The 22,897-nt window shown below is 41.2% G+C and carries 17 protein-coding genes, 1 tRNA gene and 1 pseudogene; 13 read left to right on the top strand and 6 right to left on the bottom strand.

Translation table 11 applies throughout. The features are described from left to right. Positions 1 to 2 precede the first annotated feature (2 nt). From EAE90_RS03975 to EAE90_RS03960, 4 genes are all read left to right on the top strand, one after another. Positions 3 to 1,991, top strand: coding sequence for an AAA family ATPase (locus EAE90_RS03975; protein WP_214052364.1), 1,989 nt, complete (start codon positions 3 to 5; stop codon positions 1,989 to 1,991). Positions 1,992 to 1,993: 2 nt separating this feature from the next. Continuing rightward, positions 1,994 to 2,593 carry a hypothetical protein gene (locus tag EAE90_RS03970; RefSeq protein WP_214052363.1) on the top strand — a complete coding sequence of 200 codons (600 nt, stop codon included), beginning with the start codon at positions 1,994 to 1,996 and terminating at the stop codon, positions 2,591 to 2,593. 4 nt (positions 2,594 to 2,597) lie between these two features. Beyond that, positions 2,598 to 3,704, top strand: coding sequence for a hypothetical protein (locus tag EAE90_RS03965; RefSeq protein WP_214052362.1), 1,107 nt, complete (start codon positions 2,598 to 2,600; stop codon positions 3,702 to 3,704). A 275-nt stretch (positions 3,705 to 3,979) separates the two neighbouring features. Further along, a complete protein-coding gene (locus tag EAE90_RS03960) occupies positions 3,980 to 4,285 on the top strand; it encodes a hypothetical protein (protein WP_214052361.1) in 306 nt (101 codons plus the stop codon). Positions 4,286 to 4,461: 176 nt separating this feature from the next. On the opposite strand, the pseudogene EAE90_RS03955 reads toward EAE90_RS03960, so the two are convergent. The 3 genes and pseudogenes from EAE90_RS03955 to EAE90_RS03945 all read right to left on the bottom strand — a co-directional run. Further along, positions 4,462 to 5,529, bottom strand: a pseudogene (locus EAE90_RS03955) (tyrosine-type recombinase/integrase); the annotation flags it as partial. Positions 5,530 to 5,681: 152 nt separating this feature from the next. Further along, a tRNA-Leu gene (locus EAE90_RS03950) sits at positions 5,682 to 5,766 on the bottom strand. A 79-nt stretch (positions 5,767 to 5,845) separates the two neighbouring features. Next, entirely contained in the window at positions 5,846 to 6,016 is a 171-nt protein-coding gene (locus EAE90_RS03945; protein ID WP_214052360.1) for a hypothetical protein, read from the bottom strand. Positions 6,017 to 6,255: 239 nt separating this feature from the next. Here EAE90_RS03945 and ampH point away from each other — a divergent pair, with 239 nt between their 5' ends. Continuing rightward, positions 6,256 to 7,473: a D-alanyl-D-alanine-carboxypeptidase/endopeptidase AmpH gene (ampH, locus tag EAE90_RS03940; RefSeq protein ID WP_214052359.1), complete on the top strand. Its 1,218-nt coding sequence runs from the start codon at positions 6,256 to 6,258 to the stop codon at positions 7,471 to 7,473. An 85-nt stretch (positions 7,474 to 7,558) separates the two neighbouring features. Here the strand turns inward: ampH and lptG are convergent, their stop codons facing one another. Next, positions 7,559 to 8,635, bottom strand: a complete 1,077-nt coding sequence (lptG, locus tag EAE90_RS03935; RefSeq protein WP_214052358.1) for an LPS export ABC transporter permease LptG — start codon at positions 8,633 to 8,635, stop codon at positions 7,559 to 7,561. After that, the gene (gene lptF, locus EAE90_RS03930) at positions 8,635 to 9,735 is read right to left on the bottom strand and encodes an LPS export ABC transporter permease LptF (protein WP_214052357.1); all 1,101 of its coding nucleotides are present in this window, start codon (positions 9,733 to 9,735) and stop codon (positions 8,635 to 8,637) included. Before lptF ends, lptG begins: the two co-directional genes overlap by 1 nt. Positions 9,736 to 10,021: 286 nt before the next feature. Between lptF and pepA the strand changes: the two genes are divergently transcribed. The 7 genes from pepA to EAE90_RS03895 all read left to right on the top strand — a co-directional run bounded on the left by pepA (position 10,022) and on the right by EAE90_RS03895 (position 18,848). Then, positions 10,022 to 11,542 carry a leucyl aminopeptidase gene (gene pepA, locus EAE90_RS03925; RefSeq protein ID WP_214052356.1) on the top strand — a complete coding sequence of 507 codons (1,521 nt, stop codon included), beginning with the start codon at positions 10,022 to 10,024 and terminating at the stop codon, positions 11,540 to 11,542. Between the two features lie 66 nt (positions 11,543 to 11,608). Next, complete coding sequence (locus EAE90_RS03920; protein WP_214052355.1) at positions 11,609 to 12,058, top strand: DNA polymerase III subunit chi; 450 nt, start codon at positions 11,609 to 11,611, stop codon at positions 12,056 to 12,058. A gap of 13 nt (positions 12,059 to 12,071) precedes the next feature. Beyond that, positions 12,072 to 14,969, top strand: a complete 2,898-nt coding sequence (locus EAE90_RS03915; RefSeq protein ID WP_214052354.1) for a valine--tRNA ligase — start codon at positions 12,072 to 12,074, stop codon at positions 14,967 to 14,969. A 414-nt stretch (positions 14,970 to 15,383) separates the two neighbouring features. Then, positions 15,384 to 16,157 (top strand): amino acid ABC transporter substrate-binding protein, encoded by a 774-nt coding sequence (locus EAE90_RS03910; protein WP_214052353.1) that lies wholly within the window; start codon positions 15,384 to 15,386, stop codon positions 16,155 to 16,157. Positions 16,158 to 16,544: 387 nt separating this feature from the next. After that, the gene (locus tag EAE90_RS03905; RefSeq protein WP_036782460.1) at positions 16,545 to 17,246 is read left to right on the top strand and encodes an amino acid ABC transporter permease; all 702 of its coding nucleotides are present in this window, start codon (positions 16,545 to 16,547) and stop codon (positions 17,244 to 17,246) included. Next, positions 17,224 to 17,988 carry an amino acid ABC transporter ATP-binding protein gene (locus EAE90_RS03900; protein ID WP_214052352.1) on the top strand — a complete coding sequence of 255 codons (765 nt, stop codon included), beginning with the start codon at positions 17,224 to 17,226 and terminating at the stop codon, positions 17,986 to 17,988. Before EAE90_RS03905 ends, EAE90_RS03900 begins: the two co-directional genes overlap by 23 nt. A gap of 86 nt (positions 17,989 to 18,074) precedes the next feature. Beyond that, positions 18,075 to 18,848, top strand: a complete 774-nt coding sequence (locus EAE90_RS03895) for an amino acid ABC transporter substrate-binding protein (protein WP_214052351.1) — start codon at positions 18,075 to 18,077, stop codon at positions 18,846 to 18,848. A 168-nt stretch (positions 18,849 to 19,016) separates the two neighbouring features. On the opposite strand, the gene EAE90_RS03890 is transcribed toward EAE90_RS03895, so the two are convergent. Then, a complete protein-coding gene (locus EAE90_RS03890; protein WP_214052350.1) occupies positions 19,017 to 19,397 on the bottom strand; it encodes a hypothetical protein in 381 nt (126 codons plus the stop codon). A gap of 615 nt (positions 19,398 to 20,012) precedes the next feature. On the opposite strand from EAE90_RS03890, the gene EAE90_RS03885 reads away from it, so the two are divergent. Then, complete coding sequence (locus EAE90_RS03885; RefSeq protein ID WP_214052349.1) at positions 20,013 to 22,823, top strand: RHS repeat domain-containing protein; 2,811 nt, start codon at positions 20,013 to 20,015, stop codon at positions 22,821 to 22,823. The last annotated feature ends 74 nt before the right edge of the window (positions 22,824 to 22,897 follow it).

The following is a 22,897-nucleotide window of genomic DNA, read 5'->3' as shown; positions in this document are numbered from 1 at the left end:
TCATGACCACCGGAAGAAATAAGATCACCTTACCTATAATTAGACAAGTTAGACTATACGATTTTGATTTATATACAAGCAATCCAAATATTATAACGGAAGTCAATAAAAATGTTTATTGCCTAATCGGTGCTAATGGATTAGGAAAGTCCACATTCCTTAACTCTGTTACGTACTGTATAACCGGGGCGATTCCACTCACTGAGAAAAATTTCTCAACGACTCCTGAATATGCTAAGAATGCGACCAAGAACACAAGGACAACTGATTATTTTAACGGTCGAATAAGTGAAAACTTACGTGAACGAGCAAAAGTATCCGTACTTCTAGAATGTAACAATACAAAAATAGAAGTAACACGTCATTTATTTTCTGATGGCAAAGTTTCAAACTTATCGATAGAAGACCTCGAAAATAATAAACATATAGCATTAGATACAAACAACAGTAATGCTGATGAAATGGAATCAGTTTATCAACAAAAAATAATCGAACTGACAGGATTAAAGGATTTTAGCCAATATATTTTTCTTTTCCATTTTATATCTGTATTTGATGAATCAAGACATTTATTACTCTGGAATGACGATATATTAACAAATGCATTATATATTGCTTTTGGAACAGATCCATCAGTGGCTATTTTAGCTGAAAATCTACGGAATGAAATGGAAAAAGAGGATTCAAGAGGACGAAACGCCAAATTTGCTGCAAAACAGATAACACGTCAAATTGATGAATTATTATCAGCGATGAGGGATAAGCATAGTGATGATGGTTTATCGCAAGCACAAACGTTAGAAAGACATAAAAAACTCTGTGAGAATGTAAAATATGCACAAAACAGAACCTCTCATATAAACTTAGAAAAAAAAGACTTAGAAGTAAAATGTGCTGAATTAAATTCAAAATATTCAGCATTAGAGGTTGAATATAGAAAGGAGTTTTCATCTCGTCTGTCTAATATGAGCCACTTGAGATATCATCCGTTGATCAAGGTAAGTATAGAATATCATAAATGTGCTCTATGTAATTCTGAATCAAATGATATTTCTCAACATCTGGAAGACATAATATCCAAAAATAAATGTCCATTATGCTTATCGAAAGTAATTGATGATTCTGATGCAGATAAACTCGCACTTCAAAAAATCAAAAATATCGATATAGAAAGAGCAGACATTAAAGAAAAGCTTGAGATAACTTATCAAGCTTTAGACCGGGTAATTTCTGAGTTAAATATTGCTGAAGCTAATGAACAAGCAGCACAAGGAGAGCTTGATTCATTCGAAAATGACAATAGAAGCACAATTCTTTTAGGGAGTACACCAAATCCTAATTATTTCACTCAGGAAATAAAAGAACTTGAAGCACAGAAAGAAAAATTTAATAAAAACAGTTTGGCCTTCTATAAAAAACGAGATGAACTCCGAGAGCAATTAAGAAAATATGAAAAAGAGTTGAAGGTAAATTATTCTATATACGCAGAATCTTTTGTTCTAAGATTTAGAGAATTAGCAGAAGAATTCATTGGAATGCCAGTAGATGTAGTTTTAGAACACCATAAGCCGAAGACAAAATCCGGATTTGGTCTGACGCTACATATGAATAAGAAGCTAAGAACTACTTCAGATAAATTATCAGAAAGTCAGAGATTTTTTATTGATATTGCATTAAGAATGGCAATAACTGAATTCATGTGCAATGGTTCGGCTACACTACTTATTGATACTCCTGAAGGTTCTTTAGATATAGCATATGAAGCAAGAGCAGGTTCGATGTTTTCTAAATATGCGAAACAAAACAACTTCATACTTATGACTGCAAATCTAAGAAGTTCGTATCTTGTATTAAGACTTGCTAATCTGCAAAAAAAACAAGGTATGCAAATAGTAAAAATGACAGAATGGACGAACCTTACAGAAGTTCAGAAAAGTGAGGAGGGTTTGTTCACCAGAGCCTATAACGATATTGAAGAAGCCATGGAGTGATCATGAAACAAATACTACCGTCTGCATACTTTGATTCACTTATTATAATGGATGAAATGCCGGCATCACTACGCCCTATATCTTTTGTAGAGTATCATCTTTTTTCTTATCTATCATGTGTCTTGGCTTTATTCAAGGGTGAGTCAATAAGTAGTTGGGGTTATAAATATACCGTAACAGAATATGGATTCCCTTTTTCTAACGAATTGCAGCACGCCATAGATTTTTTATTGAATAGAGGATTTATTTATAGCGATGATAATGGTTTGTTTCATCCAAATAAAGATATTATAACCACTGAACTTAATAACTTCTCTCATGACAAATCTTTAGCAAATAGAAGAGAACTAATCAGTACAGCATTACAATGTGGACTCAATATACCATCGGGTGCAATCAGAAATGCAATAAAAAATTCTCCGGGCATGTTTTTAAGCACGAGCCTGGCTCAAGCGGCTCCATTGCTGGATGATGAAGACAACATAGATATTTTATATGACGAATATGATGTCATATCAAAAATGATTGGGAAAGAAAATAAAGATTTATTATCACCTGCTGTAATTTGGTTATCTGCCCGTGTTATGAGAACTGAAGGATAAGTTTATGTTTATCAATGCAGACCTTGGAAGAATTCGTGACTTAATTGCAAGTAGTCCAACACTTCATGCAAATCAAGTCTTTGGTAAGAACGGCACTGATAAACTTTCTTTTTTAATGGACAGGATAAAGATATTTTATCAACATTTCCCAGCAGAAAGTGTAAGCTTTAATTTAATGTTTTGCATTAAAGTTGAAAACTTTGACAATAAAGAAATGATATTCCAAAAAGGGAATTTCACACTTATTTATGGTTTTGAAAACATACATACAATAATATCATCACGAACAGACAAATGTATATCTTTTGAAGTTTTAGATGATGGAACCTGTGCTTTATCAATAACTGAAAATAACTATTTACACAATGACGAAACATTGCGTAAAAATTATATATTTTATAGCCTCAATAATAAAAAAGAGCATTTTTACATTGGCTCCTTTACTGATGAAGTAGTTCCTCTTTCACCAATGATAACAAGCAACTTTTGTGCGCCAACTTACCATTCATTAGATGATGCTTTGAAAACGTACTATATCAAAATGGCGAGAGAGACAACATGTAAAATTCTTCAATCCATTTGGCACAATGGAGTTGCTGGTGCAAGGTTATTTTTAACCAACAAACCAGAGCATATCATGCGTAACTCTCTCGTTCAGGCTTTGAATATGACATTAAAAGATGCTGATATTAGGGCAGAACAAAATACAGATGATACAAAACCCGTAGATATAAAAATTTCATGGTTTCACAGTAAAGCAACCGCTCTTATTGAAATAAAATGGCTTGGTACTTCTTTAAAAATCGCACCAAAGAATCCTAATAAACCTTATACTACCTATGACGAAAACAGGGCACGAGAAGGTGCTAAACAATTAATTGAGTACATAGATAACGAGTTCACTAGTAGTCCTGAAAGATTACCTCAAGCCTACTTGGTAGTTTTTGATGCAAGAAGAAAAAATCTTATAGATCCAGAAACACAGGTCAGTAAGGATGATGCTTTCTTCTACGAAAATCATGATATTGATTATAATCTAGAATACTATGAATTAGATTATTTTAATAAACCTTATCGCTTCTATCTAAGACCGAGATATTCAAGTTTATAATTACTTTTATAAAAATTAATTTTCACGTTTACAAAAAGCCACTTTTGACAAGGGAGTGGCTTAAAATTTCTTAGCAACAAATGTCAAAGCAAGGGCTAACTCATCGAAGCTCCGCTTCTCTGAGTTGCCTTGCTTTTCCTTCCTTTGGTCTGAAAAGGTAAAACAAAATTCATAGGAAACGTTAAAAAAACATTCAAGTTATGCTGTCTCCTTGTTTTAAAAATGAATAGAATGTTACCAACCGTTCTGATCTTATCAAAGTGAAGGTAAATGTAATGAGCGAAAACAGCAAAGCAATACCAGAAGGCGAGAGTAAAAAAATAGGTGATGTAAATCTCAAAGGTATTATTGATGGAATCGAAATACACTGTAATGTTGATCTAACATATCAGACACCTAAAAAACCTGAGCAGGAAACTTCGCAAAGCCTTCCCAGAAGGTTACAAACCAAACATTATTTTTCTTATTTCGTTCTCCCATTAATAATAATAGCCACCTGTTTCACAATCGATATTTTTTTGATTATAACTTCCACATTTTTTATTTATTTTACCACTCGTCTTTGGCTTCATTTTGTATAGGATGTTTACCATTAGCCCTTCAACCATCCCTGTTTATGTAAAAAAATATGTTGATTTTATAACATTGTCATCATCAACATTAACCGCATTTTTGTTATTATTCAAAACCGTTGATTCTTACAACCCATATTTAGAAATGATTTATAATTTGAAAGATCATGGGTTCATTGGTAGGCGGATTCAACTAAAGCGCTACAAGCCATCGCTCTGAAACCATGCCCGCATACTTCCGTTTTTGTATCATATCCCATCACTCGTAATGCATTATTTACCGTATTTTCGCTCATAACTTTATTAGGATCATGGTCGCCGGGAAAAAGCCGTTCATTGTCCCCACTAAGCTCTTTAAGTTGCTGTAAGATATCTATTGCCTGATTACTCAACGGCACAATATGGGCTGATTTCATTTTCATGCCACGGTAAGAATAACGAACTCCTTCGATTGGATTTCGTTGACCAGGTATCTCCCACACTGAACTATTAAAGTCAATTTCATCCCATCGTGCAAAACGTAACTCACTAGAACGCACAAAAGTGAGTAAAGTCAGTACCACCGCTAAACGTGTAATTTTCCTGCCACGGTAATGACTTATACGTTCCAATAATTCAGGAAAGCAATTGGATGGCAATGCAGGATAATGTTTAGTTTTAGGCATGGTCAGCGCCCCAGCCATATCTATAGCCGGATTACTGTCGATAATGTCATTTTGTACGGCATAGCGCATGATAGCAGTTACCCGCTGTTGGAGCCGTTGAGCTACATCATGCTTTCCTGCATCATCCACCATTCAGATAGGTACTAATAGATGACTAGTCTTTAACTGACGGATATCAATTTTACCAATATGTGGAAAGATGTATTGTTCAAGGCTGCGCAGTACACGCGCCCGGTTATAGTCACCCCACCGCTTATTACTGGAGTGCCATTTCCTAGCAATAGTTTCAAAATTGAATTCGCCTGATGCCTCAGCTTGAGTCTCTTTCTGTGTTGCTTTGGGATCTATATCATTAGCTATCAGTTTTTTAGCCTCATCACGTTTATCTCTGGCATCAGCAAGAGAAACTACCGGGTAAACCCCAAATGCTAACCTGTCTTCTTTTTTATCAGTAGGTCGGCGGTATTTCATACGCCAGTATTTTGAACCTCTCGGAGTAATTTCCAGATACAACCCGCCACCATCAGCGAGTTTATAGGCTTTATCTTTTGGCTTTGCTGCCTCTATTTGCCTGGCATTGAGTTTCATGTTGGGGGCACATTATTAATCGAATCGGAAGATGCCCCCACAGATATGTGGATTACAACGGACGATAATAGACCTTGATAGACTATTTTATTTGATTTATAAGGAGTTTTCTTGGATAAGTGGACTTTGGTGAACTGCTATGAACATAGTCATGGTGCCGAAGGCCGGACTCGAACCGGCACACCCGAAGGCGGTTGATTTTGAATCAACTGCGTCTACCGATTTCGCCACTTCGGCACTGAAGTAGTATGCGGAAAACGAGGGCCATTATACCTGTCAGCGATCTGTTAGCAACTGTTATCCTTCTAACTTTGGTTTAAGTGTTGAAAAAAAGATCAAACCCATCTCTCAACACAAATGTATGTTCAATTACTGAACATAAAAGCTCTAAATAAACACACACAGCAATATCTTTTCCACCTGAAATAGCTCCTTCTCTACAAACCAGAGCAAAAACAACTCCCCCCGAGACAATTTTTACAATCATAGTTAGCTGAACCACCTGACGCTGATAGACAACCTATAATCACCTTATATAATCTCAGCATGGTAGTTCACTATGAGGTAAATGGTTATGACGATTATTAGCTGGATTGGCGCTGGGATCTTTTTGGGCATTGTCATTGGTGCGTTGATGGCATTGTTTAAAAAGAATAAATAGCCGCTTTTGCTATCTTTATCCTGTTTGTGAATTCACTGGAAATATGCCTGATTGGTCAATTCAAAATGAATAAACAGTTTTTTAAGATCTTCTCCATTTCTGCCATGATGTTGGCTCTTACAGCCTGTTCTTCTTCAAATAAAATATATTCAGCAAAGTTTCTGCAACCGAAGAAACAACCATTGAAATGGGAAGTGTTCGAAGGAAATGCGAGAACTAAAAAGCTGGCTTCACAGTTGGTTGATCAGTATGCACAGGATATTTTCAACAGCAGCAATGCGCAAGGTATGGCGATGGTGGTGATTGATAATAATCAAGCGGTTTACCGCAGTTTCGGTGAAACTCGTCCAGGAAACGGCATCCGTCCCAAGCCTGATTCAATCATTCGTATTGCCTCGCTGACTAAGCTGATGACCAGTGAGGTTATGATCAAGCTCGAAGAGGATGAGGTCCTGCGTTCCACCGATCCATTGCAGGATTATAGTTATTATGGCGTGAAGGTGCCCCAATACAGCCCTCTTCAACCTATCCGGTTATTCCACCTGGCAAGCCATACCAGTGGCTTACCTCGTGAGCAGCCGGGAGGTAAATGGGGGCGCCCTGTTTTTGTCTGGCCTACACAAGCCAATCGCTGGGCCTGGTTAAAAACAGCTCAATTAGACTCCGCACCAGGCACAACAGCATCTTATTCCAATCTGGCTTACGATTTATTGGCAGATGCGCTCTCTAAGGCTACGGGTAAGCCATACACCCGTTTGTTACACGATAAGATCACCGGCCCTTATTACATGAAAGACACTACACTGACGCCAAACCGTTCTCAGTGTGCTCGTTTAATGGAAAGTTATAAGCCGAGTCCATGTCTTAATACGATTGCTGCGGCAGGCAGTGGTGGAATTTATTCAACACCAAAAGATATGCAACGCTGGATGCAGCAATTTTTATCATCAGACAGTCAATTACGTAAACAAACCGCCAGCCGCGAACAAGGTATTTATTTTAAACGTTCTACTCTGGCTTCAATTAAAGGGATGGATGTTGCTGGTCAGGCCGATGGCGTTGGCCTTGGATGGGTTTATATGAACGGCCGTGGTGATGTACCAGGTATTTATCAGAAAACCGGCGGCGGCGGTGGGTTCAATACGTATATGGCAATGATCCCCGAACAAAATATCGGCGTGTTTGTGGTGATCACTCGTAAACAACATAGCCAGTTCAGTAGCGTAACAACCGGGGTTAATCAACTGGTAACTGCATTGTCGAGGAATCACCACCAAGCTTGAGCCTTTTACATCTTAAAATCGAGATGCCCAAGATAGGGTTTCTTAGCCAAAAACCCTATCTCTATGGTTCCTCGATTTTTAAAAACTACTGTCTCTTAAGGAGTAAATAAATGCTCACAGCAAGGAACAACAAACTTGGCAACAGGGCCGCCAAAACCGCTGGCATGTTGTACACCAGGCTCAGTGGGCCAAAGATCTCATTAAGTACATAAAATAGGAAGCCAAAGGTTATCCCTGTTACTATCCTCACTCCCATCGGCACGCTACGCAGTGGCCCGAAGATGAATGAGAGTGCCATCAACATCATGACTGCAACTGAAAGTGGGGCAAATATCTTTTTCCACATATTCAGTTGATAACGTCCTGATTCCTGCTCACTCTGCTTAAGGTATTTGATGTACTGATATAAGCCACTAATGGAAAGTGCTTCAGGCTCAAGCGCTACCACATTCAACTGTTCTGGCGTCAGGAGAATTTTCCAGTCAGCGGAAATACGTTGTGAGCCAGTGATTTTTTTGCTGTCTGTCAGATCGGATTCTTCCACTTGAGAAAGCTTCCACAGGTCGCTATCTTCATCATAAACCGCACTGGCGGCATACTTTACAGAGAGTAGTTTTTTATCATCACTAAAATGGTAGATATTGACGCCTTTAATCTCTGTATCACTCACAATCCGCTGGATGTAGATAAAATCGTCCCCGTCTTTCGCCCACATACCTTTAGTTGTTGAAACCAGAGAACCACCAAGCATCTTCTGAGCCCGGTAATTACGCGCCATCTGTTCACCTTGTGGCGCAACCCATTCACCGATAATCATGGTCAGGATCACCAACGGAATAGCCGTTTTCATCACTGAGCCAGCAATCTGCATACGGGTAAATCCAGAAGCCTGCATGACCACCAACTCACTACGGGTTGCCAGCGTACCAAGCCCCAATAAAGCGCCAAGCAAAGCAGCCATCGGGAAGAATATCTGAATATCTTTCGGTACGCTTAACAAAGCATAAAGACCCGCGGAAATAGTGGTATATTCCCCCTGCCCCACTTTTCTTAGCTGATCAACAAACTTAATAATGCCGGAAAGTGATACCAGCATAAACAGCGTCATCAGAATAGTCTGTAGAATAGTCCGCCCGATATAACGATCCAATACACCAAACATCAGGCTACTCCTCTGTCTTTGAAACGCGCCCGAATCCTACGCATCGGCAAGGTATCCCAAATGTTGAGAACCAACGCCAGCGTCAAATAAGCTCCGTTAACTAGCCACATCCAGATAAGGGGGTCCAATTTGCCTTTGCTACCGTTAGAACGCAGGGAACTTTGTAGTAAGAAGAAAATGAGATATAGCAGCATCGCTGGCAACATACTGAGTACCCGACCTTGACGCGGGTTTACCACACTCAAAGGTACAACCATCATGGCCATAATCAGTACCGAAAGCACCAGAGTCAGACGCCAATGGAACTCAGCGCGGGAATCTTTATCATCATCCTCCCATAACTGAACAATAGACTTTTGTTCAACTTTATTACTATCTACGATTGATGTCTGATGCCCGACAATTGCTTGATAGTCATGAAATTCAGTGATCCTAAAATCACGCAACATGGCAGTACCTTCATAACGGGTACCATGATTAAGGATAACCACCTGTTTGCCATCAGGCCGCTCCACCATATGACCACCATCAGAGATCACCACGGAAGGACGCTGGTTATCAACGGGACGAAGTTGGGCAAGAAATACGTTTTCAAATTTATTGCCGCGCACGTTGCCAATATAGAGCACCAGATTACCATCGTCGGAAGGTTTGAACCGCCCTTCCATGATCGCCGCTAAACTTGGATTAGCTTTAGCATCAGCCACCACATGTTCTTGATATTTCGAGGACCACGGCATGAGCCAAATGACATTCACTGCCGCTAACGCGGAAGTAAATAGCGCCAGAATCAGCGCCGAAACCACTAGCACACGCTTGCCTAAACCACACGCATGCATAACAGTTATTTCACTTTCAGTATAGAGTTTACTGAAAGTCATCAATACCCCAAGAAACAGGCTCAGGGGCAAAATCAATTGCGCCATCTCAGGCACGCCTAATCCTAATAAGGATAAAACTAAGTTTGCCGGGACGTCCCCTTCCACTGCGGCACCCAAAATTTCTACTAACTTTTGACAGAAAAAGATCAGTAAAAGGATAAAGAGTATCGCAACTTGGCTTTTCAGGGTTTCCCGTACTAGATATCTAATGATGATCACGCTTATTACGCCTGTGAAAACTTGTCTTTTTGCAGGAAAATCGCTAACTTCATTGTATATATACCATTTATTATGTGCATCAGTTTGGCTTCCTCACTGCTAAAATGATATCGAAGCATTCCATATTCAGGTTCCCAATCAGAACATACTTATATAGTTAGCTAAACAATAACAAACAGTGCGTTTAGCTTAACATAAATAGTTAATTTTCTATGGGGTAGATTAATGCGGAACGCTATATTTTAGCGATAGCATCCGTCTTTGTCTTTAAGATTCAGGAGAACGCATGGAGTTTAGTGTAAAAAGCGGTAGCCCGGAAAAACAACGTAGTGCATGTATCATTGTCGGCGTTTTCGAACCTCGTCGCCTTTCCTCTATCGCTGAGCAACTCGATAAAATAAGTGACGGTTACATCAGTGCATTGCTGCGCCGTGGTGAACTAGAAGGCAAAGTTGGTCAATCACTGCTGCTGCATCATGTTCCCAATGTGTTATCTGAACGTATTCTGCTTATCGGCTGTGGTAAAGAGCGCGAATTGGATGAACGCCAGTATAAACAGATTATTCAGAGAACTATCAATACCCTCAATGAAACGGGTTCAATGGAAGCAGTTTGCTTCTTAACAGAATTGCATGTTAAAGGCCGCAATAATTATTGGAAAGTACGCCAAGCGGTGGAAACAGCAAAAGAGTCTCTCTATGTTTTCAACCAGCTAAAAAGTAATAAAAATGAGTTGCGCCGCCCACTGCGTAAGATGGTTTTCAATGTTCCAACCCGTCGGGAGCTAACCAGCGGTGAACGTGCAATCCAGCACGGCCTTGCCATTGCTGCCGGTATCAAAGCGGCCAAAGATCTTGGTAATATGCCACCCAATATCTGTAATGCAGCTTATCTGGCTTCTCAGGCGCGCCAGCTCGCAGATTCTGCCAATAGCCATATTACAACAAAAGTGATTGGTGAAGAGCAGATGAAAGAACTCGGCATGAATGCCTATCTGGCGGTTGGTCAAGGTTCTCAGAATGAATCTCTGATGTCAGTCATGGAATATAAAGGCAGTTCTGATAAAAATGCCAAACCCATCATCCTGGTTGGCAAGGGGCTGACTTTTGACTCCGGCGGTATTTCAATCAAATCTGCTGGCGGCATGGATGAGATGAAATACGATATGTGTGGGGCTGCAACGGTTTATGGCGTGATGCGTGTGGTTTCTGAGCTACAATTACCGCTCAATGTCATCGGCGTCATGGCAGGCTGCGAGAATATGCCAGGAGGTCGCGCTTACCGACCTGGAGATATTTTAACCACCCTATCCGGTCAGACTGTCGAAGTACTCAACACCGATGCCGAAGGCCGTCTGGTTCTGTGCGATGCGTTAACTTACGTTGAACGTTTTGATCCAGAATTGGTCATTGATATCGCCACACTGACCGGTGCTTGTATAACGGCGCTTGGTAATCATTACAGTGGATTGTTATCCAACCATAATCCACTGGCCCATGAGTTACTCAATGCTTCAGAACAATCCGGTGATCGCGCATGGCGTCTGCCAATGACTGACGAGTTTTTCGAGCAAATCGATTCTAACTTTGCCGATCTGGCGAATACCGGTGGCAGTGGAGGTGGTGCGATTACCGCAGCCTGTTTCCTGTCCCGCTTCGCAACAAAATATCACTGGGCACATCTGGATATCGCAGGTACCGCCTGGCGTTCAGGTAAAGCAAAAGGCGCAACAGGTCGCCCAGTTGCACTACTGTCACAATTCCTGTTAAATCGTGCGGGAAGTGCCGGTATCAATAACGACGATTGATTTGATTCCTCTCTTAGTTTATCAAAAGGGCATTTGACAATGCCCTTTCTCCGTAACAGAGACATTATGAAAAGTGCCACGTTTTATTTACTAGAACAGCCATCACCTCAGGCAGATTTGCAAGCTCATGAATGGCTGGCATGTCAATTTGCGGCTGACCAATGGCGATCAGGAAAACGGGTGCTCATTGCCTGTGAAAACCAGCTACAGGCAGAAAAGTTAGATGAAGCCTTATGGCAACGAGAGCCTCATCAGTTCGTCCCACATAATCTTGCTGGTGAAGGGCCAAGATATGGCGCGCCGGTCGAGTTATGTTGGCCGCAAAAACGGGGAAATGCCCCCCGTGATATCCTAATAAATCTGTTGCCGCAATTTGCAGACTTTGCCACCGCTTTCCATGAAGTGATAGACTTCGTTCCTATAGATGAAAATTTGAAACAGTTGGCGCGTGAACGATATAAATCCTATCGCAGCGTCGGCTTTAATTTGACCATGGCAACGCCGCCAACATACTAAGTATCAAGATAAAATGGAAAAAACACCCGCAACTCAAACGCAAGCCGAGCCATCTCTCGATAAAACGTACAATCCTAAAGAAATTGAACAACCTCTTTATAACCATTGGGAGAAAAGTGGTTACTTCAAGCCTAACGGCGATACCAGCCGTGAGAGTTTCTGTATTGTCATCCCGCCGCCAAACGTGACCGGCAGCCTGCATATGGGCCACGCATTTCAGCAAACCATTATGGATACCATGATCCGCTATCAGCGAATGCAAGGTAAAAATACTTTGTGGCAGTCCGGTACTGACCACGCAGGTATTGCTACTCAAATGGTGGTTGAGCGCAAGATCGCAGCAGAAGAAGGCAAAACCCGCCACGATTATGGCCGTGATGCGTTTATCGATAAGATCTGGCAGTGGAAAGCAGAATCCGGCGGCACGATTACCAATCAAATGCGTCGTCTGGGTAACTCCGTTGACTGGGAGCGCGAGCGTTTCACTATGGATGAAGGTCTATCCAACGCCGTAAAAGAAGCCTTTGTCCGTTTGTATCAAGAAAATCTCATTTATCGGGGGAAACGGCTGGTTAACTGGGACCCGAAATTGCACACTGCAATTTCCGATCTGGAAGTTGAGAACCGTGAAGTTAAAGGTTCTATGTGGCATCTACGTTATCCACTGGCCGATGGTGTAACGACCGCAGAAGGAAAAGATTATCTGATCGTTGCAACTACCCGGCCTGAAACGATGCTAGGCGATACCGGCGTAGCAGTTAACCCGGAAGATCCGCGCTATAAGGATTTAATCGGCAAAGAAATTATTCTGCCACTAGTTAACCGCCGCATTCCTATTATCGGTGATGAACATGCGGATATGGAAAAAGGCACCGGTTGTGTAAAAATCACACCAGCTCATGACTTCAATGACTATGAAGTCGGTAAGCGCCATGCCCTGCCGATGATCAATATCATGACCCTTGATGGCAACATCCGTCATGAAGCAGAAGTTTTCAATACCAATGGCGAAATTTCTGATGTCTACAGCTCTGATATTCCGGCAGAATACCAAGGCATGGAACGTTTTGCTGCTCGTAAAGCGATGGTGGCTGAGTTCGAAAGATTGGGTTTGTTGGTTGAAATTAAAGCACATGATCTGACCGTTCCTTATGGCGATCGCGGCGGTGTGGTTATCGAACCCATGCTGACTGATCAGTGGTATGTCCGTACCGCGCCTCTGGCGAAAGTGGCTATCGAAGCCGTTGAAAATGGCGATATCCAGTTTGTACCTAAGCAGTATGAAAATATGTATTACTCCTGGATGCGCGATATTCAGGATTGGTGTATCTCTCGCCAGCTATGGTGGGGCCACCGTATTCCGGCATGGTATGACGCCAACGGTAATGTTTATGTGGGTCGCAGTGAAGAAGAAGTCCGTCGTGAAAACAATCTGGGCGCAGACATCTCTTTAAACCAAGATGAAGATGTACTGGATACCTGGTTCTCTTCCGGTTTATGGACTTTCTCTACCCTTGGCTGGCCTGAACAAACTGAGGCGTTGAAAACTTTCCACCCAACTGATGTGTTGGTGAGTGGTTTTGATATCATCTTTTTCTGGATTGCCCGTATGATCATGATGACCATGCATTTCATCAAAGATGAAAATGGCAAACCTCAGGTTCCCTTTAAGACTGTCTACATGACCGGCCTTATCCGGGATGAAGAAGGTCAGAAGATGTCCAAATCCAAAGGGAATGTCATTGACCCACTGGACATGGTTGACGGTATTTCTCTGGAGGATCTGCTAGAAAAACGTACCGGCAATATGATGCAGCCACAGTTGGCTGAAAAAATCCGCAAACGTACCGAGAAGCAGTTCCCGGCAGGTATTGAAGCGCATGGTACCGATGCTCTACGCTTTACGTTAGCCGCGCTGGCCTCAACAGGTCGTGATATCAACTGGGATATGAAACGCCTGCAAGGCTACCGTAATTTCTGTAACAAATTGTGGAATGCCAGCCGTTTTGTTCTGATGAATACAGAAGGTCAAGATTGCGGCCAAAATGGCGGTGAAATGGCGCTATCACTGGCTGATCGTTGGATTCTGGCTGAATTTAACCAGACAGTAAAAGCTTACCGTGAAGCACTGGATACATATCGTTTCGATATGGCGGCCAACATTCTCTATGAATTCACCTGGAATCAGTTCTGTGACTGGTATCTAGAGCTATCTAAACCGGCGATTAACAAAGGTTCAGAGGCGGAAGTTCGTGGCGCTCGTCATACTCTGATTGAAGTTCTGGAAGGATTATTGCGCCTGGCTCATCCAATTATTCCATTTATCACCGAAACCATCTGGCAACGGGTGAAAGTGGTTAAAGGAATTGAGGCCGATACCATTATGTTGCAACCGTTCCCTGAATTTGATCTAGCGAAAACTGATGAGCTGGCGCTGAACGATCTGGAATGGATTAAGGAAGCGATTATTGCAGTACGTAATATCCGTGCTGAAATGAATATCGCACCAGGCAAACCACTGGAAGTTTTGCTACGTAATGCCGATGCTGATGCACAACGTCGTGTAGCGGAAAACCTGAATTTCATTCAAGCAATGGGCCGTTTATCTTCTGTCACGCTTCTGTCTACGGGTGAAGAAGCGCCAATTTCTGTCACTAAACTGATTAATGGTGCAGAAGTATTAATCCCAATGGCTGGCTTAGTGGATAAAGAGGCGGAACTAAGCCGTTTGAATAAAGAGATTGAGAAGCTGGATAAAGAGATTGGCAGCATTGAAGGCAAGCTGTCAAATGAAGGTTTCGTCAGCCGTGCGCCAGAAGCTGTTGTAGCCAAAGAACGTGAACGTTTGGCAAGCTGCAATACATCAAAAGAGAAGCTGCTGGCTCAGAAAGAAACGATTGCCGCATTGTAATATGCTCAACCAAAGCCACTGCAATTTATTGTCAGTGGCTTTTTAATTCAAATAGTAAACGATGAAATTAATAACAAAGTGTAAATTCAATCTATTCCATATAAATATCATCAAGAATATTGAAAATAACAACACCTATTTCCTTAACACGAGTGAATATTAACTTTTAAATTCATATATCTTAAATGACAATATGATATAATTTTATTTTATATATAAATCATTATAGTTAGCATATTATAGAGAGAGCAAAATCATATAAATAAATTATTACAAATAAAAAGGTAAACAATAATGCAATTCTAGTCTAATTTAATATTTAATTATTTATTGTTATGAATAATTTATTTCATTAAGCACTATCAAGGTAACAATAAATTAATTTACTAATTTATCACAACCCGGAGAAATAGAATGAAAACAATTCTTACCCTATTATTGGCAAGTACTATCCAATTTGGTCTCGTACATTCCTCTAATGCAGAATCAACCCTTGATAAGATTAAATCCACCGGCACATTCAGAATAGCGACGGAAGGAGCTTATCCACCATTCACTTATCACGATGCCTCCGGTACTTTAACCGGCTTCGACGTTGACATTGGCCGTGAAATCGCACGCCGATTGAATGTCAAACCAACATTTATTGAAGGAAAATGGGACGGACTGATTGCCGGGTTAGATGCGGGACGTTCTGATGCGGTAATTAATCAAATTGCGATTACCCCTGAGCGCAAGAAAAAATATGACTTCTCCATACCCTATATTACATCGCAAGCGGTACTTATCATTAATAAAGATAACAATAACATAAGAACATTCAGCGACTTACAAGGCAAAACCTCAGCACATACTCTGACTAACAACTTCGCCCAAATAGCCAGAGATAACGGCGCAGAAATTATCGGCACGAATGGATTTAGTCAGGAAATTGAACTGGTTAGTACCGGCAGAGCCGATGCCACTATTAATGATAATCTATCTTATCTGGACTATAAGAAGCACAAACCAAACGCACCAGTAAAAATTGTCGCAACGAGCCCCAATGCAGGGCAGACAGCCGTTTTACTTCGTCAGGGAGAGTCAGAACTCAAAATTGCTATTGATAAAGCAATAACTGACATCAAAGCCGATGGTACCTATCAGCGTATCTGGGCTAACTATTTTGGTGATAATCCTTCCGAATAAGTACAATATTCCCTTAACAGTTCCCTGGAAGTTAACGAAAAATTTTCGTCCAGGGGACTTTATTATTAACCTTGTTGAATTAAACAGCCAGAAAATATTTTAATCAAACATTAGATATATTGATTTATATAAATCACTCTATATATCTAAAATGACAATATGATATAACTATATCTTATATATGTAAGTTGACAGCTTGCCATATGATATTTAAAAAAATCACTATAAATATATATACCCTATGGATTTCAAGATGCATCGCAACGGCAAGGCAGCGGATCCCCGGTAACATAGATAACGATGTTACCGGGGGTGAGTGAGTGCAGCCAACAAAGAGGCAACTTGAAAGATAACGGGTATAGTTATTACACACAATAGGGAAAATATATGGAACCCTCCTGGTTCAATTTAGTACTCGATTCTTTTTGGCCTATGCTTTATGCGGGCTTTACTTTCACTATTCCACTAACTCTCATTACTTTTACTCTCGGTATCATACTGGGTTTTATCGTAGCGCTTATCCGGCTTTATGGGCCAAAACCGCTTATTGCCGTCGCCAAATTCTACGTCTGGTTGATCCGTGGTACGCCGTTGCTGGTACAACTGTTTCTTATTTTTTACGCCTTACCTAGCGTCGGCATTACGTTAGGCGCATTCACCTCAGCGGTGATTGGTTTCACTTTGAATATTGGCGCCTATACTTCCGAGGTAATTCGCGCTACTTTATTGTCTGTACCAAAAGGACAATGGGAAGCGGCTTATTCTATCGGTATGAGCTGGACACAATCATTACGTCGGATCATTCTACCTCAAGCCGCAAGAATCGCGATTCCACCACTCTCGAACACATTTATTTCACTAGTGAAAGATACTTCACTGGCCTCAGTCATCACCGTACCGGAGCTTTTCCTTGCCGCACAACGTATTGCTGCGGTGACTTATCAACCTCTCATTCTCTATACTGAGGCGGCAATACTTTATCTGATAATCAGTTCAGTGTTGTCATCACTACAAGCCCGTCTGGAAAAGAAGTTTTCGCAAAAGAGCGACACACAGGAATTAAAAGATGATCCAACTCTCCGGCATTGAAAAAAGTTTTGACGGGCACAAGGTCCTGAAAAAAATCGATCTCACCATTGAGGAAGGCAGCCTGACCGCGCTGATTGGCCCATCAGGAAGTGGCAAAAGCACGCTATTACGCTGCATCAACCTATTAGAAACTCCCCAAGCCGGGAAGCTCCAGATCGGCAATGAAAGCATGATCTTCACCGGCAAAGGTCGGATTGCCCACAAGGATATACAACGAATTCGCCAACAAACCGGCATGGTGTTTCAAAACTTTCAGCTTTTCCCTCATCTCACGGTCATTGAAAATATTATGGAAGGGTTAATCTGGGTTCAGAAATGGTCACATGAACAAGCTAAACAACGAGCGCTTGAACTACTGGAAAAGGTTGACATGTCACATAAGGCCGATGTCTTTCCAACCACACTATCCGGTGGTCAGCAGCAGCGCGTAGCCATTGCCCGAGCACTAGCGCCTTCGCCCAAAGTGTTATTATGCGACGAACCCACTTCCGCACTTGATCCAGAGTTATCTCAGGAAGTTGTTGCCGTATTAAAGCAGTTAGCGAAAGAAGGAACCACAATGTTAATGGCTACCCATGATCTACGCTTGGCAGCTAACCTTGCCCACGATGTCATATTTTTAGAATCCGGGGAAATTGTCGAATCGGGAACGTCGAAAACAATTTTCACCCGTGCCCTTAAACAACGTACGGTAGAATTTGTTTCAACCTTAACCAATACCTTACCGGATTGGGAGATATAACCCACCGTTAAAATAACCTTGCCGTAATTGATCCAAGAATCAGTTAATGACCATCAAATAAATTTTTTAACAGTTGGAGAAAGAAAATGAAAGCGTTGCTTACCGCATTATTCGCGGGTGTTATTCAATTCGGCATTGCATATTCTGCACATGCAGAGTCTGGCCTTGATAATATTAAATCAACAGGGGTATTCAAGATCGCTACCGAAGGAACCTACCCGCCATTTACCTATCACGATGCCTCTGGAGCCTTAACTGGATTTGATATTGATATTGGCCGTGAAATCGCACGACGTCTGAATGTCAAAGCTGAGTTTACCGAAGGCAAATGGGATGGGCTTATTGCCGGGCTGGATGCCAAACGCTATGACGCAGTACTTAATCAGGTCGCTATTACGCCAGAACGCAAAAAGAAATATGATTTTTCCGCGCCGTATATCATATCTAAAGCCGTACTTATCACCCGGAAAAATAATGATAATATAAAAACGTTCAGCGATCTGAAAGGTAAAACCTCAAGCCATAGCTTAACCAGCAATTACGCCCAGTTAGCAAAACGTTTCGGTGCGGAAATCGTTCCTACCGAAGGATTTAATCAGTCCATCGATTTGGTTGCTACAGGCAGAGCTGATGCCACTATCAACGATAATCTGTCCTATCTCGATTTTAGGAAACACAAACCCAATGCACCGGTAAAAGTTGTCGCGACCGAACCCAATGGCGATCCGGTCGGTGTACTAATTCGTAAAGGTGAACCAGAACTACAAGCCGCTATCGATAAGGCACTAGCCGATATCAAAGCCGATGGCACCTATCTACGCATTTCCACTCAGTATTTCGGTACCGATGTTTCTAAATAAGAAAATAACCACCTCTGTTTACAAGAGGTGGTTTTCTCTTAATAATTTATACAAAAATCATATAGCTTGGAACAGTTACTCAAAATATAAGTAATGAAAACCTAACACAGAATTCTGCATATATTCTACTATCCATGAGAACAACCAGAATTCTGTATTTTCTCTTAATTAAATTAGTCTAAATTTCACCACCTTTTTAGCATCTACATAGAAACGCAACGTTTTGTTCCCTCCTCCTGAGCTTTCACCTTCTACATCCTTTGCATTTTTATAGCTGAAAATCTTACCTTTATGATACTTTATTTGATCCTTACCTGGAGGATTATTAAAGTCTTGAAAAAGCCAAATAATTTCTGGCTCACCATCTATCGTTATACGAATAGCCTTTTTGCTCTCATCTTGACTTCCAATCCATGGTACCCAAATTTCACCTGCCCATTCAGAATTAATATTAACAGTATAAGTCTTGTTATTATCTTCACCTACCACAACATAGATTTTCTTTTGGGTATTATTAATAATTTTCTTAATATTACTTACATTAGCCATTTGCAATACCTTCCTTAAATTAATACTATTTTCTTGACGTAATTAAGATCAATATATAAGATCTTTCTATTAATTTTCTAATATAGAGTAAAAAACCATGTCAATCATATTCATTTTCGATTAAATTAACATTTTTTACACCCTTTACCAGCATCTGTACTATAAATGATAGAAATGATCATCTGAAACTTCTTTTATATAAGAGAATTGAGGGTAATAGAAATAACCGTTACCCTACTGTCAGAACAGAATCATAATAGCAAAACAGCCTTATTTACTATCAAATAAATAGAATATATAAAAGAATAATATTTTTCCAACGTCATAATTAATATCCCAGACTCTTTTCCATGCATCAATTCAATAGCCACGTACAAATCTGTAATATCATAGATATAACCGACAATATTCAATAATAATTTAATTATCTGAATATAAAATAATTTTTCGTCATTCCACCATTCTGTCCCTATCTATTGAAATACTAATTCTCATACTGTCAATTTCAAAAATTATCATACTGTTCTGTTAAAGATTTTCCTCATTCCATAGTAAAGTCTCAGGTCGCCACTATTAAACCGGCTAACAGACTAAAACAGCATAAGGAGCTGCAATATGAGTCATTACAATTCTGCAATTAACCGAAATACTCCATCTGTCAGGGTACGAGATAATCGAGGGTTGAATATACGTACGCTGGAATATCTGCGTACTCACGCTGATGAAACCAATAGCAACGAATTGATCACTCGCTATGAATTTAATACTCAAGGATTTCAAGTGAAAAGCACGGACCCACGTAGATATAAAAATCAGAGTGGTTCAAACTTCACCCGAATCTTTAGTCTCGCTGGTAATACACTGCGTGAAGAAAGTATCGATGCCGGCCGAACAGTTACATTAAACGATATCGAAGGACGCCCAATACTGACTATCAATGCAATCGGCACTCGTCAAACCCATCACTATGAAGGCAATACCTTGCCCGGCCGCTTGCTGGCTGTCACCGAGTCAATACAAAAGAACGAGAAAACCACCGAGCGCCTTATTTGGGCAAACAATACCGATGCAGAGAAAAACCAGAATCTCGCCGGGCAATGTATACGCCATTATGACACTGCGGGGCTGATACAATTGGAAAGTTTATCCTTAACCGGCGCAGTTTTATCACAATCCCGTCAATTAATAGCCGACGATCAGGAAGCTGATTGGCGCGGTGACGATGAAAATAGTTGGCGTACAAAACTGAATGACAATATATCCACGACTCAAAATAAAACTGATGCTATTGGCGCCCTGCTAACCCAAATCGATGCCAAGGGAAATATACAGCGGCTGGCCTATGATATCGCGGGCCAACTGAAAGGTAGCTGGTTAACACTAAAAGGCCAATCCGAAAAAGTTATTGTGCAGTCTATTACCTGGTCAGCAGCCGGACAGAAATTACGAGAAGAGCACGGTAATGGCGTTATTACGGAATATACCTATGAACCAGAGACCCAACGATTAATTAACATTACAACCCGCCGGATTAAAGATAGTACAAAACCGCTACAAGATTTACGTTATGAATATGATCCCGTTGGCAATGTGATCAATATTCGTAATGATGCAGAAGCAACCCGATTCTGGCGTAATCAGAAAATAGTACCGGAAAATGCATATTCCTATGATTCTCTGTACCAACTCATCAAAGCAACCGGTCGCGAAATGGCTAACATTGGTCAACAAGGAAGCCAGCTCCCTCCTTTAATTACCCCTCTGCCTACCGATGACAACACCTATACTAACTATACTCGTACTTATACTTACGACGATAGCGGCAACCTGACACAAATCCAGCATAGCGCTCCGGCAAGTAACAATAACTACACCACAGATATCACTATCTCAAACCGTAATAACCGCGGTGTCCTCAGTACCCTCACCAACGATCCCAATCTCGTTGATACATTCTTTGATGCAGGTGGTCATCAAACCAGTCTGATATCAGGGCAATCCTTAAACTGGACACCACGAGGAGAACTACAACAAGTTAGCCAAAATGGTAACACCACGCGCGAGTGGTACCGCTATGACAGTAACGGAATGCGGCTACTGAAAATAAATGAACAGCAAACATCCAATGCCACTCACCAACAACGAGTCACTTACCTGCCAGGATTAGAATTACATACCACACAAAGCAGCGCCAATATCACCGAAGACTTGCAAGTTATTACTGTCGGGCAAGCAGGAAGAGCACAAGTACGTGTACTACACTGGGAAAAAGGCCAGCCCACTGGCATAGATAACGATCAAGTCAGATACAGCTACGATAATCTTACACACAGCAGCGAATTAGAACTGGATATGCACGGGGAAATTATCAGTTGGGAAGAGTATTACCCCTATGGCGGCACCGCAATATGGGCGGCAAGAAATCAGGTTGAAGCTGGTTACAAAACCATTCGTTATTCAGGCAAAGAGCGTGATGCAACGGGACTGTACTATTACGGCTACCGTTATTATCAACCGTGGGCCGGTAGATGGTTAAGCGCTGACCCGGCTGGAACAGTAGATGGCCTGAATTTATACCGTATGGTAAGAAATAATCCAATGACTGGCATAGATGAAGATGGACGTATATTTAAAACCGTAGCAACAGGTGCATTAGGCGTTGGCGGTATAGCATACGAACTTTACAAACATAAAAATCAACAAGCTGAAAGACCTCAGATGCCATCTCCTGCTTCTGAATCCTATGGTGATCAACAAGTCAGCAAAATCACCCAAAAAGCGAGTGCTTTAAAAGCAAACTATGACCCGATGAAGCAGATGGCCCATAACATAGCAGGACGTAAAGAAGCCGCAGAACATCTCGCGCAGGGACAAGTCCCTGGCGCTCAAGCAATAAAAGAAGGGGCAAGTTTAGTCGCGGCTGCCGGAGAATTCGCCGCCGCTGGCAATATAGGTGAACTAAACAAAACTGAGCTAACAAAAGCCGCCGGCACCGACGCAATTAATAATTTTAGCCTCACCTTCGACGGTATAAAAAAGGTATTTAAGGCAGGTGCGGCTACTGCTACCGTCACCCCAGAAAAATTGGAAGAGCTGCAAAAAGCAACTGATGATTTAAAAGAGGTCGCAACAGATACGCTAATTACCGGGGCATCGCTGGGTGCAACGGTCGGCGCCACACTGGATACCGCCGCCGCAGTCGTACCACATCCAGTAGCCAAAGTGGCATTCAAAGGTCTGTCATTAGCATGGAAAATGACCGGCGTTGTTCACACCGCAGAAGAATTAAGCGAACTCGCAGAAAAACATAAGGATCTGGTTTCTAATGAGCTAGGACAAGAATTAAAAAGGGAAGTCACCGAGGCAAACCAAATTAGGAAAGGAACTATTCTTTCAAAAGTCAGGGAACATGGTTTGATAAGATAGCCTATTTAAAACGTAATAGTCCTTATTCGCCAAAGCAGATAAGGACTATTTCATTTTGAATCACATGTATCAAT

This window comes from Photorhabdus caribbeanensis, from assembly GCF_018448885.1.
Taxonomy (GTDB): Bacteria; Pseudomonadota; Gammaproteobacteria; order Enterobacterales; family Enterobacteriaceae; genus Photorhabdus; species Photorhabdus caribbeanensis.
This window is presented reverse-complemented; position numbering and strand designations above follow the sequence as displayed.

Bases quoted from the DNA above. Each gene is read 5' to 3' on its own strand.
- EAE90_RS03970 (WP_214052363.1), top strand. From the start codon at position 1,994: ATGAAACAAATACTACCGTCTGCATACTTTGATTCACTTATTATAATG.
- EAE90_RS03910 (WP_214052353.1), top strand. From the start codon at position 15,384: ATGAAAACAATTCTTACCCTATTATTGGCAAGTACTATCCAATTTGGT.
- EAE90_RS03900 (WP_214052352.1), top strand. From the start codon at position 17,224: ATGATCCAACTCTCCGGCATTGAAAAAAGTTTTGACGGGCACAAGGTC.
- EAE90_RS03905 (WP_036782460.1), top strand. From the start codon at position 16,545: ATGGAACCCTCCTGGTTCAATTTAGTACTCGATTCTTTTTGGCCTATG.
- EAE90_RS03975 (WP_214052364.1), top strand. From the start codon at position 3: ATGACCACCGGAAGAAATAAGATCACCTTACCTATAATTAGACAAGTT.
- EAE90_RS03920 (WP_214052355.1), top strand. From the start codon at position 11,609: ATGAAAAGTGCCACGTTTTATTTACTAGAACAGCCATCACCTCAGGCA.
- EAE90_RS03960 (WP_214052361.1), top strand. From the start codon at position 3,980: ATGAGCGAAAACAGCAAAGCAATACCAGAAGGCGAGAGTAAAAAAATA.
- ampH (WP_214052359.1), top strand. From the start codon at position 6,256: ATGAATAAACAGTTTTTTAAGATCTTCTCCATTTCTGCCATGATGTTG.
- pepA (WP_214052356.1), top strand. From the start codon at position 10,022: ATGGAGTTTAGTGTAAAAAGCGGTAGCCCGGAAAAACAACGTAGTGCA.
- EAE90_RS03895 (WP_214052351.1), top strand. From the start codon at position 18,075: ATGAAAGCGTTGCTTACCGCATTATTCGCGGGTGTTATTCAATTCGGC.
- EAE90_RS03890 (WP_214052350.1), bottom strand. From the start codon at position 19,397: ATGGCTAATGTAAGTAATATTAAGAAAATTATTAATAATACCCAAAAG.
- EAE90_RS03965 (WP_214052362.1), top strand. From the start codon at position 2,598: ATGTTTATCAATGCAGACCTTGGAAGAATTCGTGACTTAATTGCAAGT.
- EAE90_RS03945 (WP_214052360.1), bottom strand. From the start codon at position 6,016: ATGATTGTAAAAATTGTCTCGGGGGGAGTTGTTTTTGCTCTGGTTTGT.
- lptG (WP_214052358.1), bottom strand. From the start codon at position 8,635: ATGTTTGGTGTATTGGATCGTTATATCGGGCGGACTATTCTACAGACT.
- EAE90_RS03885 (WP_214052349.1), top strand. From the start codon at position 20,013: ATGAGTCATTACAATTCTGCAATTAACCGAAATACTCCATCTGTCAGG.
- EAE90_RS03915 (WP_214052354.1), top strand. From the start codon at position 12,072: ATGGAAAAAACACCCGCAACTCAAACGCAAGCCGAGCCATCTCTCGAT.